The 17077-nt window shown below is 33.7% G+C and carries 14 protein-coding genes; 4 read left to right on the top strand and 10 right to left on the bottom strand.

Annotation, left to right across the window (positions count from 1 at the left end):
- Nucleotides 1-4 precede the first annotated feature (4 nt).
- Genes IPK88_01625 through IPK88_01615 form a run of 3 tightly spaced genes read left to right on the top strand, consistent with a single transcriptional unit; the run spans nucleotide 5 to nucleotide 4844 of the window.
- Nucleotides 5-571, top strand: a complete 567-nt coding sequence (locus IPK88_01625; protein ID MBK8242099.1) for a sigma-70 family RNA polymerase sigma factor — start codon at nucleotides 5-7, stop codon at nucleotides 569-571.
- A complete protein-coding gene (locus tag IPK88_01620; protein MBK8242098.1) occupies nucleotides 552-2024 on the top strand; it encodes a hypothetical protein in 1473 nt (490 codons plus the stop codon). The genes IPK88_01625 and IPK88_01620 overlap by 20 nt, the downstream gene beginning before the upstream one ends.
- Before the next feature lie 51 nt (nucleotides 2025-2075).
- Nucleotides 2076-4844, top strand: a complete 2769-nt coding sequence (locus IPK88_01615; GenBank protein ID MBK8242097.1) for a T9SS type A sorting domain-containing protein — start codon at nucleotides 2076-2078, stop codon at nucleotides 4842-4844.
- Nucleotides 4845-4939: 95 nt separating this feature from the next.
- Here IPK88_01615 and acs read toward each other — a convergent pair whose 3' ends face one another.
- The 8 genes from acs to IPK88_01575 all read right to left on the bottom strand — a co-directional run bounded on the left by acs (nucleotide 4940) and on the right by IPK88_01575 (nucleotide 13771).
- A complete protein-coding gene (acs, locus tag IPK88_01610) occupies nucleotides 4940-6868 on the bottom strand; it encodes an acetate--CoA ligase (GenBank protein MBK8242096.1) in 1929 nt (642 codons plus the stop codon).
- Between the two features lie 125 nt (nucleotides 6869-6993).
- Nucleotides 6994-7407, bottom strand: a complete 414-nt coding sequence (locus tag IPK88_01605) for a VOC family protein (GenBank protein MBK8242095.1) — start codon at nucleotides 7405-7407, stop codon at nucleotides 6994-6996.
- A 198-nt stretch (nucleotides 7408-7605) separates the two neighbouring features.
- Entirely contained in the window at nucleotides 7606-8019 is a 414-nt protein-coding gene (locus IPK88_01600) for an SET domain-containing protein-lysine N-methyltransferase (GenBank protein MBK8242094.1), read from the bottom strand.
- Between the two features lie 85 nt (nucleotides 8020-8104).
- Entirely contained in the window at nucleotides 8105-9199 is a 1095-nt protein-coding gene (locus IPK88_01595) for a hypothetical protein (GenBank protein ID MBK8242093.1), read from the bottom strand.
- Between the two features lie 201 nt (nucleotides 9200-9400).
- A complete protein-coding gene (locus IPK88_01590) occupies nucleotides 9401-9895 on the bottom strand; it encodes a hypothetical protein (GenBank protein MBK8242092.1) in 495 nt (164 codons plus the stop codon).
- A 67-nt stretch (nucleotides 9896-9962) separates the two neighbouring features.
- On the bottom strand, nucleotides 9963-10457 hold the full coding sequence (locus tag IPK88_01585) for a hypothetical protein (protein ID MBK8242091.1): 495 nt from the start codon (nucleotides 10455-10457) through the stop codon (nucleotides 9963-9965).
- A gap of 47 nt (nucleotides 10458-10504) precedes the next feature.
- Entirely contained in the window at nucleotides 10505-12088 is a 1584-nt protein-coding gene (locus IPK88_01580; GenBank protein ID MBK8242090.1) for a DUF1501 domain-containing protein, read from the bottom strand.
- Between the two features lie 21 nt (nucleotides 12089-12109).
- On the bottom strand, nucleotides 12110-13771 hold the full coding sequence (locus IPK88_01575) for a DUF1800 domain-containing protein (protein ID MBK8242089.1): 1662 nt from the start codon (nucleotides 13769-13771) through the stop codon (nucleotides 12110-12112).
- Between the two features lie 128 nt (nucleotides 13772-13899).
- Here IPK88_01575 and IPK88_01570 point away from each other — a divergent pair, with 128 nt between their 5' ends.
- Nucleotides 13900-14502 (top strand): hypothetical protein, encoded by a 603-nt coding sequence (locus IPK88_01570; protein ID MBK8242088.1) that lies wholly within the window; start codon nucleotides 13900-13902, stop codon nucleotides 14500-14502.
- 185 nt (nucleotides 14503-14687) lie between these two features.
- Here the strand turns inward: IPK88_01570 and IPK88_01565 are convergent, their stop codons facing one another.
- Both IPK88_01565 and IPK88_01560 read right to left on the bottom strand, forming a co-directional pair.
- Nucleotides 14688-15923 (bottom strand): hypothetical protein, encoded by a 1236-nt coding sequence (locus tag IPK88_01565; GenBank protein MBK8242087.1) that lies wholly within the window; start codon nucleotides 15921-15923, stop codon nucleotides 14688-14690.
- A 191-nt stretch (nucleotides 15924-16114) separates the two neighbouring features.
- A complete protein-coding gene (locus IPK88_01560; GenBank protein MBK8242086.1) occupies nucleotides 16115-17047 on the bottom strand; it encodes a TIGR01777 family protein in 933 nt (310 codons plus the stop codon).
- Between the last annotated feature and the right edge of the window lie 30 nt (nucleotides 17048-17077).

Genomic DNA, 17077 nt, shown 5'->3' with positions numbered 1-17077 from the left:
ATTGATGATATCTCAATCTGAATTAAAATCCATAATTAAAGCTTGTTTGGACCATGATGCAAGGGCCCAAAGAAAGATCTTTGATATGACTTCAGAAAAGATTAATCAAACTTGTAAAAGGTATAGTTCAGATCCTGAAGAAGTTCGGGACTTATTTCAGGAGACCTATATTAAGGTATTTAAACATCTCGATCAATATGATGTCTCTAAAGGTGAATTGAATGCATGGGTATATCGAATTGCAAAAAATTGTATTCTCACTCATTTTAAGTCCAAAAAAATTCAATACGTCGAATTGGATCAATATGATCTTGAAGAGAAGGGACATATTCATGAAGACCTTGATCTGATCCATCAAGAAGAAATATTGAAAGAAATTCAAAAAATGCCTGATGGATATAGAATCATATTAAATTTATTTGTCTTTGAACATTTAAGTCATCATGAAATTGCAGAAGCATTACAGATTCAGGAAAGTACTTCGAGGTCTCAATTGGTTAGGGCTCGTGCTTATTTAAAAAATAAATTAGAAACACTTTATTCTACAAAATATGAAAAATTCATTATTTGATCATTGGTTAAATAAAAAACTGGACAAGGCATCTGATTCTTTTGATAAAGATCAAGAGTGGGATTTGTTATTGCCAAAAATTCAAACCAATAAAAGGAAAAGGCGTTTTGTTTATTGGATTTTTCTACCATTGATTTTAATCGGATTAGGAATATATTCTATACATTTAAGTGATAAGTTACAGCTTATTTCTATAGTTAATCGTGGTGATGTCGAAGGTACAATTAAGGGGTCTAATGCATTCGACAATAAACAGAATATTAAACAATCCACACATCAAATCACAACAATTCAATCGGCTAATGAATCCAAACAAGAACAACTCACTTCTAAATTTGAAGACAAGACATTTAATGTAAAACGTGTAAAAGGAGCAATAAATCATTATAAAACAGTTAAGACTTCGGTGAAGGAATTCTTGGATCCTGATCCATTAATATCAGCTGGGAAGGAAACAATAATATCAAATGAATCAAGTACTTTCGAAGGCGCTTTACATCATTCAGAGACAAACAAGAATCCAATGGTTATGGGGTATGCCAAGGTTACACAAAATGAACCTGTGAATACTTATTATCAACAATTGGAGGTATCAGATGTAAATCATAATATTAATTATATATTGCCAGTTTTGGAAGCAAAATTTTCTTATATAAATGATCATCATCAATTGCCTTACTTAAAGTTAGATTTGACTATTAAGAATGATGATTTTAAAACAGGGCAAGGATCTAAACTAAGAACGAATTTCGCTATAGGAACTAATATCTCTTATGGACGGCTCTTCCAAACATTGAAGAGCGAATCTGAATTGTTATCAGAAAGGCAAAAAACAGAAAAAGCAATAGATTTGATTAGCATTCAATGTTTAGCACAGCATAAAATTTACAATCATGTTTCACTTAGAGCTGGCTTTGAATGGAGTCAGGCAACTATTGGTTTTCATCAACAATTCAAGGACACTGTAAAAACAAATTTACATGGCCAAGTCATACTTGAAAAAATTAATGCTCAATCTGTAAGTTCATATGATACAGGGACCATTTCGGTAACTCAGTATAGAAATGTAAATCGAAACCATTTTAACCACAGGAGTCAATTTAATATTCCCATATATTTGACTTATCAATTTTTATTGAATTCTAGATGGACCATTCAACCGCATCTAGGAATTGCAATTCCTATTTATCAATCCTTTAATGGTCGAGTTGTCGATTCAGAACAAGATCCATTTGCATTGTCTGAATATGGAAAAAATGTAACTTTTTTCCCAGTGTCATGCAGCTATCGTTATGGAATGGAAGTAGTATATGGTATAAAAGATGATTTAAATTTGAATATTGGATTGTCAAGAAATGATGAGTTTCAATCCTGGGGCGATCGTGATCACTCGATCCGGGAAAAACATGGATCTTTTCAAATACAATTCGGAATATTTTACAAACTTAAATGATACTCTAATTAAATGTTTTATTAATTTACAAATCACTTCAATGTTTTAACTATGAAAAATGTTACACACTTAATTCAAATTTTCTGTTTTTTCTTTTTTGGGATCTATTTCTTTAATAATGAAATTATAGCTCAGAATTGTAATCCCGACCTGGAATCGCCCATTTTATTTACTAAATCATTATACACTGTAAATTTGGATCAAGCCGCTAGTTACCGCTTGGAAGCTACAGAATTGGTTACTGCCTGTGCAGATAATTGTACTTCTTTTGGAAATTTGCGATTTTCATTTTCGCAAAATGTCAATGACTTTGAAAAGTTAATCAGTAGAAATGATCCATTCCCAATGACCTTAACGGTCTATGCTACTGATGCAAGTGGGAATTATACAAGTCAAAATGCGCAATTTCAAATAGCAAAATGTACTCCTTCAATGGTTTGCAACGATCTTATAAATATAACCATAAATCCAGGAGAACAATTGAGCGTAGATCCTGACTTATTTCTTGAGGGATCTTGGTGTTATGATCACAATTTCAAGTATGAATATTTTGATGCAAATCATCAAAAGCAAGCTTTGAATCTGATTGATGAATTATTACCAAAAAGTTTTCAATACTTGGTCACGGATTTGAATACAGGAAACTCTTGTTGGGGAAACGTCAATTTATTAATCAATAGTGTCTGTGATCCTAAGAAGCGATTTGAATTTCAATGTTCAGATATCATTGTACAATGTGCCCAAGAAATTCGACCTGAATTTATAGGATATCCTTGGCCAAGTCATTATCTCGTTGATGCCATTACAAGTCCAAATAAATATCTTGTGACGTATGAAACGGGGTGCCCCTATGTGAAAGTAGTCTATGAAGATGAAAACATGACCTTTGATTGTAACCATTCAAACGCAGGTCAAATCAATAGAAAGTGGACAGCATTTATTGGTGGAACCGAAACCATAACATGTACCCAAAAAATCATTTTTAATAGATCAGCTACTAAATTATTTGCCAACCTAAGAAACTATGATAATATAGATTTACCATCTTTGAATTGTAATGATAACTGGGCTAGAGATTCAGCAAATACGCCAAGTCCGTTATATACAGGGATACCGATAATATCTAGTGTTTGTGCTAATTATATGGGGTATAAATATGAAGATAATATTCTTATCGCTGAAGTATCTGGATGTGGTTTGATTTATAAAGTAATAAGACATTGGACTGTTTACAATTGGTGTACTAGTGAGTCATTTCAACATGATCAAGTAATTAAAGTAAATTGTAGTAGTGACAGTATCTCACCTGTTGCAATTTGTTTTGAAAGATTAAGTGGGGCTTTAAATCCATTTGGGGAATTTTTACTTAATGCTAGTGATGCAGATGCAGGAAGTTATGATAATTGCAGTGCTGTTAAATTTTCATTTGATCCTAATGGAAGAATTGTCAGTAAAAAATTTACGCAAGCAGATTTAGGATCTATCAGTCTTCAATTATACGTGACAGATCAATCCGGAAATCAGAATTCTTGTATTTTTACACTTGATTTACAAGAGAAGGGAACTAAAAGTAATTATAAACACTTAGTCGGTGGTGTATACAGAAATTATCATTTACAACCTATAGTAAGTCCAACGAAAATTGTTTATACCATTAATGACAACACGCACCCCTTGGCATCATGTGCTAATCCATTGGGTTACCCGAATTTAAATTATAGTGTTTGTGTTGATACAGCTGCTCATATTCCTTCTGGTTATTTACAACCAAGAATAATCGTTAATAATCCACTTAATGGAGTATCGACTTATGATTTTGTTCAAGTTGTAAAACGAATGTTTGGAATATCAATATTCAATAAATATGAAGAAATTGCTGCTGATGTCAACTGTGATAATCACATTAATTTATTCGATTTATTCGATATGCGTAAATTAATATTGGGAATCGATACTAAGTTTAGTTGCCCTAATGATGTAGCCTTTTATAATACAGATATATCAAATCCAAAGTTGATTAAAGATTTGGAATTGACAGGACTTCCTAGATTTGATATTGATATAGTTCCTGTAAAAAAGGGAGACATTAATGGAAATTCTATTTATTTCGGTAAAGAAAATAATGAAAAGCGTTCTAACTTGAAATTTAGTTTTACTATGGATGATTTTGAGATGGTTCAAGGTAATGTATATGATATTTGGATGCGTACCAATCAGGCATATAATATTTATGGAATGCAGTTAGGTCAAATATTTGATCCAAGTAAAATTGAAATTCTAGAATTGAGTTCTCCTTATTTAAATTTATCTAAGAATAATGATTACATTATTAATTCAAGAGATTGGAGAGGTTTGTTGTTAAGTTCCGAAGCAGATTTATTTAAGATTGAAAATGGTTTTTTAAGAATTAAGGTTTTGGCTAAAGAAAATGGTAATGTTAAAGATGCTATTTTTGCGAATTCATATCCATTTCCTTTATTTGTAATAGGAGATGATGTTGAATTGTCAGAACCCACCATTGTAATTAAAACCATTACGGATGTACATAATATTACCGATTCCAATCAAATGATGATAGATGTTAGTCCCAATCCGTTTTCTGGTGATTTAAATTACAGTTTGTACTCTGGAAATACAAATCAGGCACAAGTTCAAATATTTGATTTGGATGGTAAGTGTATTTATTCAGAATTTATCGATGATTTTAAAAATCAAACCCAAAGAAAAATAAAATCTGAAGTATTCCAACATAAAGGAGTTTATATATTGAATATAAAATCAAACAATACAACGACTCAACAAAAAATAATTAAGCAATAATTGATCGAATACCTTTCGCAGTCTTAATAAAAAGGGGATGTTCATTCGTCCCCTTTTTTATTTTAATTAGCGATATTTTTAGAAACTAATTTTAATTACAAAATCTTTCCATCCTTAATTTCTTCTACAATATCCGGATCCAATAGCGTGGTGGTATCACCCAGATGATGTATTTCACCTTCGGCTATTTTTCGTAAGATTCGCCGCATAATTTTTCCACTTCGGGTTTTGGGAAGTCCTCTTACAAATTGAATTTTATCTGGTTTAGCAAGAGCGCCAATGACTTTTGCAACGGTCATGTTAATATCTTGTCGTGTTAATTGTTCATTATCATGGGCGCTGTTATAGATTACAAAGGCATAAATACCTTGACCTTTAATATCGTGAGGATAACCTACGACAGCACTCTCAACCACACCTGCATGCATGTTAATAGCATTTTCAATTTCTGCAGTTCCAATTCTGTGTCCGCTAATATTTAATACATCATCAACACGGCCTGTAATTCTATAATTTCCATGTTCATCTTTCAAGGCACCATCACCGGTAAAATACAAATCCTTATAAGTTGCAAAATAATTGATTCTGCATCGTTCATGGTCTCCATAAGTCGTGCGTAGAATAGATGGCCATGGTGCTTTAATACACAAATTACCTTTTAATATTCCGTGTTCATCTTTTTTTATTACTTCATGTCCGTGTTCATCCACTAAAATGGGTTGTATTCCTGGTAAAGGTAGTGTAGCCCAACCTGGAATAGCAGGAGTAATACCTGCTAAATTCGAAATCAAACATCCACCCGTTTCGGTTTGCCACCAGGTGTCTACAATGGGACATTTGTTTTTTCCAATTTGTCGATCATACCAATGCCACGCCTCTTCGTTTATGGGTTCTCCAACAGTTCCTAAAATTTTTAGTGAAGATAAGTTTTTACCTTTTAAAGGTTCAACTCCAAATGCCATCAAACTACGGATAGCAGTTGGGGCGGTATACAGGATATTGACTTTATATTTATCTACGATATCCCAAAATCTTCCTGCGTCTGGCCATGTAGGAATGCCTTCAAACATTAAGGAAGTGGCACCTGCACTTAATGGCCCATAAACTATATAACTATGTCCAGTGATCCAACCAATATCCGCAGTGCAAAAATGAACATCACCAGGACTATATTGAAAAACATTTACAAAAGTGTAGGTGGTCCAAATCATGTATCCCGCACAGGAATGAACCACACCTTTTGGTTTACCGGTACTACCGGATGTGTAAAGAATAAAGAGCATATCTTCTGCATCCATTTCTTCAGCAGGAAAATAAGGATTACCTAGTGCCTCGATTTTAGAAATTTCATCTTCCCACCATTCATCGCGACCCTTAATCATAGAAACAGGAGTTTGGGTTCGAGAAAGGACTATGACTTTTTTTACAAAATCGCATTCAATGAGTGCCTCATCAATGATGTTTTTTAATGGAATGATTTTATTGCCCCTGAAAGCACCATCGCAAGTTATAATGCATGTGGCTTGGGCGTCTTGTAATCGATCAGCTATACTCTGAGCGCTGAACCCACCAAAAATAACAGAATGTATAGCTCCTATTCTTGCACATGCTAAAACGGCAATGGCAAGTTCAGGAACCATGCCCATGTAAATACAAATGCGGTCTGATTTTTTAACTCCATTATTCTTCAAAACATGGGCAAATTGCATGACTCTAAAGTGAAGTTCTCGATAAGTAAAACTTCGATGAGGTTCATTAGGATCATTCGGTTCCCAAATCAATGCGACCTGATCGCCCCTGGACTCTAAATGACGATCCAAACAATTCTCTGTTATGTTGAGTTTGCCACTGATAAACCATTTAATATTTGGTTCTTCGAAATTCCATTCTAAAACATGATCCCATTTTTTTTTCCAAACAAAATGAGATGCAACATCAGCCCAAAAATCAGAAGGATCTTCAATGCTTTTTTGGTATGCCAAGTGGTATTCCGCAAGGGACTTTATTTGAAATGGATAAGACATAATTACCGAAAATTAAATGAAAAAATTCAAGATCAATGACTCAAATTATATTAGCCCAAAAAGAATAAATTAAATCTAAGTTTGATCAACAATTATTCTCCAAAACATTGGGATAAACAAACCTATTACTTAGTTCGCCCTATAATTATCTTATCGTATTCCTCATCTTTGGGTTCCCATAATTCAATTTTATTACCTTCCCCATCCAGAATATGAACAAATTTTCCATAGTCAAAGGATTCAATTTTATCTAAAATGGTAACGCCCTCGTTTTTTAATTGTTCTACCAACCACTCCAGATTTTCTACTCTGTAATTGATCATATAATCTTTCTTCGAAGGTTCAAAATAAGTGGTAGCTTCAGTAAAAGGGCTCCATTGCGTGCTTCCTTTTTTTGTACTATCTGCCCCTTGGAACCATTCAAAATTGGTTCCATATTCATCAGTTTGGAGTCCCAAATGTTTTTGATACCATTCCTTTAAGGTATTTGGATCATTGCATTTAAAAAATATTCCGCCAATACCTGTAACTCTTTTCATAGGAGTATTTATTTTTGATGATTTTGAAAAAAGTAGATTAGAACTATATCCTAATCCAAAAACGAATATAAAAGTAATAATTATGAACAATTTACGCATGATATGTTTGTTTGCTAACAAAGGTAGTAGAAATTATTTAGATACCGATTGAATCATACTGAACATAAAATTTAGTATCCAATGTTTGGTCAATCGGGATTATTTACCATGTTTTTTCCAATAAGAGGAGCCATAGCTGCAGAATATTTCTTCTCCGGATTTTATATTCCTAAGGGCTATTAAACACACATGATCTTCATCATCTAAAGTTATTTTTGCATTATTTTTAAAAGAAGAAACGGATTTGCCAGTTGCATCATTGGCATATTTTGAAAAACACTTATGATCCATAGAATCCAGAATACTACCATTAGGCAAATTGATAAAATACTGATCTCGACCTCGTTCAACTCTAAATTTAATTTGATCTGAAGTTAAAATGCGTCCTTTATATTTTGCAATGATTTCTTCTTTATAAATATCAATCAAAGTATAAAGGCCATGACCAGCTGATGGAATTTGGGAAAGTGCGATGTATAAATAAGCTGACTCTGATGCTTCGATTTTTTCCATATGTAATCTACTTTCTATAATATGTTATAGTGTAATGTTTGATTTTCATTTTGAAAATATATCAAATACTATTATTGCGCAACAACTAATAACTAAAGGGATTAGAATTCAACCAATAACTAAATACAAATAAATGTAATGCAAAAAATATAGCAACAACAGCATACTTGAATTTAAATTGATAAAAATAACTGCTAACTAAAATTGTAATTGGAAAAATAACACTTATATACCGTTGCATTGATATCATCGATCCACTGCTTAATGGGATCAAGAGACTCAGCCATATCAGCACATTAAGACTTAATGAAATTTTTTTGAAACTAAAGAATGATATACTACAAACAACCAAAGTGTACATTGAGTTGAACTGACTTTGAAAATCACCTGATCTAAAAAAAGATAATAGTGGGAATGTTAATTTTTTATACCATCCAATCTGTGCTATTGAGAATGCAAAATACTGACCTGTCATATATTTTTGATATAAACAATACAAAATAAAACAAATAGGTGCCATTAAAAATATTAACGATCGAATCATGATTTCCTTGTTAATTAATGTTTGCCAAATTATATGTCTGTCTATGATCCCTTTGCGGGTTTCCAAAAAAAATAAGTACAGAGGAATTACCATAAAAATTCCATTTGGCCTGACCAAGGTTAATGGAATCAATAACACAAGTAATACCAATTCCTTTTTATAATATATTGCAATAAATGAATAAATTAGAAAAGTTAAAAATAAAGCTTCTGTATACATCATTGAAAAATAGTAATGAAATGGGTAAATCATGAAGATCAAGGTAGCATAAAACGCTTTAGAAATATCTTTTATCAATAACTCACAAAACCAATAAAAACCAATAAAGGTTAAAGTGGAAAATATCAGAGACCATAATAGCCCACTAATATTAAATGGAATATGAAGAACATTACTTGTAAACCGATTTAATCCTGGATAAAAAGGGAAAAAAGCCCATTCACTTTGTTTGAAATTCGCTCCTTCACTATAGCCTAAATCTCGAATGTCACTTATCTTTGGATACCAATTTGATGATATTCGTTCATACCACCCAACATCATTTCTTTTTATAATGTCTATATACCCATTAATTGAAATAATTTCGGCATTGCCATTTAAAGTATAAGCAAACATCAAATAAGATAACTTAAGCATTATAGAAGTGCCTATAATTATAAGTATATTTCGTTTCGTTAATGAACTAATCAATCAAATTAATTTATATATTGTCTTTGACAATTCAAATATATAAAAAGAATGATAATAATTCACGAATTGAGATTGAATTCGAGACTAATCTATAATTATAGGAAACAATTACAATGTCATGCACAGAAATTCAAGGAGAATATCCTCCTAAAACGACAAATGCAATCCCAGACCCTTAGAGGTAGTAATTAAACTCAAGCTATTTGTTTTTGGATTACAATATTGCTTGGATTTTCTTTTTCCAACTATGGCAAAGGGTATGCCTACTCCGAGACAAGCTACGCCAAGTAATGAAATTCCTACTCCAGCCACAAACAAACTATTTTCATGTTTTTCATCAGGTGTTAATTCTGTTTCTGAAAAAAAATTAAAAACAGGATCAGCTCGTTCGGCTCTTACTATACCAGTAACTAAAACTAAACTTCCTGAAGCTATTAATCCAGTACCTATATATTTAATCCTTTTATAGAACTTGCATTTGTTGTCAATAACTTTCAGGTTGGCTTGATGTTGATAGGAATACATACTTAAATGATCTTCAATCTTATCTGTACTGGTTGTCAAAGACTGAGCATTTACATAATTTAAAAAAGTAAATAAAATAAAGTAAAATACGGATAAGGTAAGTTTTAGGTTTCTCATAGTGTTTATTATTAAATGTTCAAAAATATCTCTCCATATTGCAAAGGGCGTTGCAATACAATTTTTTTTAAAAGGATAATTGTAAACCGACTCCTTTCTGAGTTGGAACTAAATTCAAGCTGCTTGTTTTTTTATCACAATATTGTTTTGATTTATTTTTTCCTATGATGGTTAATGGAATTCCTGAAGCCAGTCCAGCAACACCGAATACCATACCTACATAACCTACTGCGAGCAAGCCAATGTTTTCATCACTAACTTCAACATTGGGGTCGTTGGGATCATCAATTGCACTTGCTACACCAATTACAAATAGCGTTGTTCCAAGAACTAATGAGGCACCACCTCCGATCATCAATCCCATACCAATGCCTTTCATTTTTTTAAATTTGGAACATTTATCTTTTTCCATTAGAGAAGGTGGGGCATAATTGGAAAGAGAAATTTCCCGATCAATACTGGCTACTGGCATTAAATTAGAATTCAATTGGGCGTTAACATTATTTCTGCCAATGAATACTAAAAGACCAAAAATCAAAAACATGTTTTTTAATAAATTCATATAAAAAGTTTAAGTTTAAAAATAAAATGATGCTTTCGTTTTATGCATTATAATACGATCATCAAGGGTTCTACTTTTTGGGCATTACCCTGTTGGATTCTTAAATAATAATTTCCCGGAGCAAAAGTATCGTTATTTAATCTGAAGGTATGAGATCCCTCATCTAATCGGCCAGCATGAACGATTTTACACAAGCGACCTAAGGCATCTATTAATTGTATTTGGGTGTATCCTCGTGCAGTTTTTACTTTGATCTCTGTATGTGTGACCATTGGATTAGGGTAAGCAATTATAGTAAGCTCAGACTCTAGTTTTTGGTGTTCATCAATGGATACATTGGAACATTCATTTTTGACGATTGGAAGATTCTGATAGGTCTTCAACATGATGTTTTGTAATTCAGGTTCCTTGACACAAAACCAATCTTTCAATATGGATGAATACACCGATCTAAAATCATATTGCATGGGTACATTATCATCCACCGTAGCTACAGCCGGAAGTATTGGATTGGCACCCACAACACCCCCCTGGATTTTTTTACCAAATACAAACAAAGGTGCAGCGGCCCCATGATCCGTACCATTACTATCATTGGATTTGATTCGTCTTCCAAATTCAGAAAAGGTCATCCCGATTACTCGATCCGCAAGATTCATGGCTTCTAGATCACGTTGAAATGCCAATACGGCATCTCCCAATAATTTTAATAAATTAGCGTGTGCACCTATGTGAGTTCCTGCACTATCAACCTGATCAGCATGTGTATCAAAATTACCAATACTTACTAAAAACATTCGTGTTTTCATACCGCCTTTTACAACTCTGGCAACTACTTTAAGCGTGTCTGCCAAATAATTATTAGTAGGGTAGTTGGCTACATTATTTCCTTTTAAATATCCTTGAATAAGCGCATCAGCAAATGATTTAGATTGTCGTGAAATGGTACGAATGAAATTGAGCTCTTTTCCTTTTGGTGTACCATCAGTTGGATCACTGATACCATTGGGCCATGCTCCGAAAATATCAGGATTGCCCACATTCATTGACATTTGAGCCACCGGTCCCTGAAACATTAATGGAATATTCCCGCCAATTTGAACAGCTAAAGGATCCGGATTGACAGCATTTGGATAGTCTAATGGAAAACCGGGAAACTCTTCATTGAGATATCGTCCTACCCAACCGGTATCCAGAAATTGATCTGAATTACGACCACTTGCCCAAATATCTGTAGAAGCAAAATGGGAAAAATTGGGTGAAGGATAACCTACTGATTGAAGTATATTGAGTTTGCCTTCATTGTATAAAGTTTGAAATCCGGTCAGAGACGGGTGCAAGCCAACTTTAGTTGTTCCATTTAATTTTAGAATATTGGCATCCTTAAGTACTACGTTTGGACGGGCCACATTTAGTTTGGATAATTGATCTAAAGGTACTACTGTATTCAATCCATCATTTCCACCATTCATTTGGATGATAACCAACACATGGTCCGTTTCTACACTTGGATTAAGAACGGTACTTAACCATTGATTCGTGCTGTGTGCCTGAAGGGGAATCCCATTGATCATCGTAGGAACTACAATACCTGCTGCAGCTGCACTTTTTATAAATTTACGACGTTTCATTTTTTTAATTTTTAATCTGTATTAAGAAAGATGATATTCTGCCTGACTGATTATTTCGCGATACATAGCACTTAGACGAGTACTCACGGTATTCTTTTTAACCGGATCATTTGGGTTGCCCTTGAAATCCAACCATGCTTCGGTCCAATAAGAATCATTTGGAAGTCCTGATATCAAGAAATTTTTAAAATACAGATAGGAAGTATCCGAGAGTTTAAAATTATAAATAAAATCTACCGCTTCTTTGACCAATTCTAGAGCATTTTCCGGATTAGAAAATTGAGCTGTTAGTATGGTCGGATCCATTTTTAATATGGTCACGGCATTATATTGTATCCCTTTAGCGCTCGTAATATTTTCAGCCACCCTGTTTCTACTTGCCAATGAGTCAGCATTAATCCAAATCTCATGAAACTGTGGTGCTTGGTACCATGCCTGCCATCCGGCAACTGCAGGAGGATCTGCTATGTTTAATCCCTGATACGCAGCTAAACTGGTTATTGTTCCCCAAGCGATATATTGATCTAATGGGATAGTGTTGTTTGGAAATTGAACACTAAATTCTTTACAAATTCCAATAGCATAATCCAAAGGACTCTTTATAACACAAGCAGTATTCAATGAATCGTAGAAATGCTGAGATTTAAATAATGTTTCTATAGTTTTTTTAATATCAAAACCTGATGATTTAAAAAAATCTGCAAGGGGACGAATAAAATTTTGTTCAGCATCCGGAGTAATATCATAATAAATAAAAAATTGATATAATTTTCTACAAAAATGTCTGGATGTCTCAATGTGGTTCGTCAACATGGTGATGAGTTCATCTAATTCTTGTTCACCTGCAGGGCCGAACTTCCCATTGATCGTGGTATTATTGTAAAATGAAGAAAAGCGCTTAACAGATAAATCATGCGCATTAAAATCAAAGTAATAACTAACAGGATTCGTGAGTGGATTGATTCTATATCCGGTTAAAATTTTGGCTGCTGCCTTTACATCATCTTCTGTGTATTTAGAATCCGGGCCTTTTCCTATGGTGAATAATTCTTGTAACTCTCTTCCAAAATTTTCATCTGGCGCACCTTTGGCATTCAAACTACCATTCAGATATTTAAGCATGGCAGGATGAACAGAAATAAGTTTTAATATTTTTTTGTAATCACCCAAGCAATTATTTCTCAAGAGAGCATAATAATCATAAGTAACCTGTGCTATTTGAACAGAATCTGCTTCTACAGGGATCAGGTTAAATAGGAAGAGAGTCATCTTTTCTGTAAGGGTAGTCTTTTGATTGATCATATTACCAACCCACCAGGCTTTCAAAGTATCGGTTCGTGCTTGATAATATTGTGGTGGTATAACTGTAGTAACTGGGGCATTTACCCAGGTCTGGCCAAAAGGTGTACTGGGATCAGGATCTTGCGCTGTGCTGTAGACATTTAATGGAAGTGAGGGTAAAGCATCATTAGACGCATCTAAAAGTTTACCAACTGCGCCATTTACGCCTAAAGCTAAGAAAGCATCCACATCTGTTTTGCGAAGTCCAAACTGAGTTCTCCTTAAAAGATGGGTTACCTGTGTCCTAGTCCACGGTCCGGAATAGGGATCCAGCGAAGCTGGAGGCATTGGGGCTTGTTCCAGCGTAGGGCGGAACTTATTTAAAAATTCTGATCGCTTCATATAAATCATTTAACGCTACAAGATAAAAAATTAATATGGAAATAAAACTTCAAATTATAGATTTGAGCTGGATTTAATGTTTTCTTAAGATTTCTTCGTAATTTAGCAACTCACTAAAACTAAATAAAATGAAATTATTTGCACTCGTAACACTTATTTTAAGTTGTAGCCTAATGGTTGAAGCCCAAAAAATCAGATGGGAATCAGGGAAGGATTTGAAATTTTTAAAAAATGAAAAATTCATTAATACCGAATATGATTATAGCAATATGTCTGTGGGCAAATTCGACAAAGAAGAAGATTATATTCAAGAAAAAGTAGCAGAACAAAATAAAAAGGAAAAAGGTAAAGGTGATAAATGGTTAGTCAATTGGAAAGCCGACCGCAAAGCATCTTTCGAACCTAAATTTGAAGAGTTACTCAATAAACATGTTGAAAAATTGGATAAGTTATTTTTGAAAAAGGAAAATACCAATATTACAGTCGTATTGGAAACAACAAAATTCGAACCTGGATTCAACATTGGGGTCATGAAGAAACCGGCATACTGTGATTTCATCATTAAATTTATTGACAATAAAACGAAAGCCGTTTTGGCATCTGGCTTTTTGAAGAATGTTCCCGGATCACAGTTTGGTGGAAATGATTATGATGTCACGAGTCGAGTTGCAGAGAGTTATGCTAAAGCTGGAAAGGTCCTTGGAAAATATATTACGGATCAATTGGAATAAAGAATTAATTCATTGATAAATTGAATAACAGTAGATTGTTTTACTAAAGTTAAAATATTCTATTTCATTTATTTTTATAAACTAATGGACCTTGAATTTTGATTTAATTCAAGGTCCTTTTTTATTGATATATTTTAAGGTACAAACTAATAAATGTTTAACAATAATCTAACTTTCCAATATTGTTATTCAGCATTTAAAATGATTATAGGGACCGTAATAATTTTATGCTCTGACTCTATTTGAATTGTAGCCATTCCAACACATCCTATGGGAATATTGATCTGTAATTCGCGATTATTTAACCAGAGACCTTGAACTGGATTAATAGATCCGTTTATTGTGCAAATATTTATTTGTTTTACTTCAGATTGCGTTACATTGTTTAATTGTAACTTAATATAATTTGTGCATGGATTGGGATACATGGTTATTAAGTCTTTATTTGCCAAATGAGTTCCACTTGCCATATTTAGTTTTAATATTCGTCCTGTATGTGTACAAATAAATCCTAAGTCTTTTGAAATTAAATCAATGGAATATAAATGTTCGATGCCTAATGGGCTTATCATTGGAGTCCACGAAAGTCCACCATCATCAGTCTTCAAAATAGTACCGTTGAAACCACAAACAATGCCATGTAATTCATCCACAAAATCGAGATCAAATAAAGGTTCTTGTACACCGGATGCCAATCGTTCCCAATGATCCCCACCATCTTCGGTTTTATATATTCTACCAATATCAGCGCAGGCAAAACCTACTTTTTCATTTACCATCTTAATGCATCTGATCCAATCTGCAGGCGCTTCAAATGGAAAATCTGCAATTGGATACCAACTCAGACCCAGATCATCAGTTTTCCACAAGGTGTTTGATCCGGATGCAAATCCAATACCTTTTGGTGTAAAATACACATCATAAAACAAATTATTTATTCCGATGGGTATAGTCTCCCAATCGTTCCCGCCATTTTTAGTACGAATAATAATTCCGTTTGACCCGACAGCAAAACCAATTTCAGAACTTATAAAGTATATACCCCAGAGTTGTTCTTTGGTATTCGTATTCATCGTTTGCCAACTCTTACCACCATCTTTGGATCTGATCACCAAACCTTCATTGCCACTCATAAAAATAGTGGATTGATCCTGAATAAAAATATCCATGAAACGCATGGCCGTATATCCTGAACTAGCATCGGTCCAAGTCTTCCCTCCATCATGCGTTATATGAATATTTTCCGTGGAACCATTATAAAGACTACCAGCAGTAAAGCCCGTCATGCCATCTAAAAATTTGATTCTATTCAAGGTTTGTTGGGGGTTAAAATGGTAATGGTCTTTCCAATTCTGAGACACACACCAACTGAGGGGAACTATCATCCAAAATAACTGGAAGGCTAATTTTTTATAAATCATTTTTTTTAAGTTATATTTGATCGAATGTAGCAATAAAAATATAAAACAGTTCCAGAGAATCAAATTCAAAAATAGTAAATTTGTAACCAGAGTATTATAAATAAAAATAATTTATAATATGATTTTCAAAATGAAATCAAATACTTGATGAATCAAACCTTTGAATTAATATGGTTTCAACCACAGTTAAATTAGTATATGGATTTCATTAATTTCTGAACAGCTTGATCAATAGTTGGATAATCGAATTGAAATCCCTGTTGGACCAATTTGTTGGGCAACACACAAGCATCAGTCATCAACATCGAAGCTAGATCACCAAGAAACATTTTGAGGGCAAAAACTGGAATGGCAAAACCAAAAGATATAGAATGCAAGTTGGCTCTAATGCTTTGTATCAAATTTTTTTGAGAACAAGGGTTGGGTGAAGTGAGATTAACAGGTCCGCATATGGATTGGTGTGTTATGATAAAAGATATAGCCTTACAATAATCGTCAATGTGTATCCAAGAATACATTTGATGGCCATTCCCAAACCAATTAAACAATCTGATAACTTTAGTCATCAATAATTTTGTCCACAATCCTCCTTTATTACTCAGCACAAGTCCTGTACGAGCTATAACCAAGCGTTCGGTATAGGAGGATAAATCTTCAGCTTTTGCTTCCCATTTTTTGACGATTTGGCTAAGGATATCATTGGATCCGGGGGAGCTCGATTCATCAAGTTTTGCTAAAGGTTGTGAGCCATAATAGCCAATAGCACTGCCATTAATAATAAGTTGGGGACGGTTGGCTGATGAGTGGAGACCTATTAACAAGAGCTCTATCGCAGCTGTTCTAGAGTTTAGAATATCCAGTTTTTTTTTTGCGGTCCACAATCCATCTGAGATTGAAGAGCCAGCTAAATTGATAAATATATCTACATCTTGAAAGGCATGTGGATCATAGGTTCCAGCTTGTAGATCCCACTCATAAGACTTCCTATGAGAGGTATGGTTGGCATGGCGTCCTAACCAACTTACCTCATGACCTTGGTGTTCCAAATGCTCTGTTAGGGCTCTTCCTATTAAACCACTGCCTCCTATAATAAGAATTTTATACTTCTCTGCGTTAGATACCATGATAAAGCCATACTTTAGTGGCATACAAAT

The organism is Candidatus Defluviibacterium haderslevense (assembly GCA_016712225.1).
GTDB classification, from domain to species: domain Bacteria; phylum Bacteroidota; class Bacteroidia; order Chitinophagales; family Saprospiraceae; genus Vicinibacter; species Vicinibacter haderslevensis.
The sequence above is the reverse complement of the archived record's forward strand: the minus strand, read 5'-3'. Positions and strand labels throughout refer to the sequence as shown.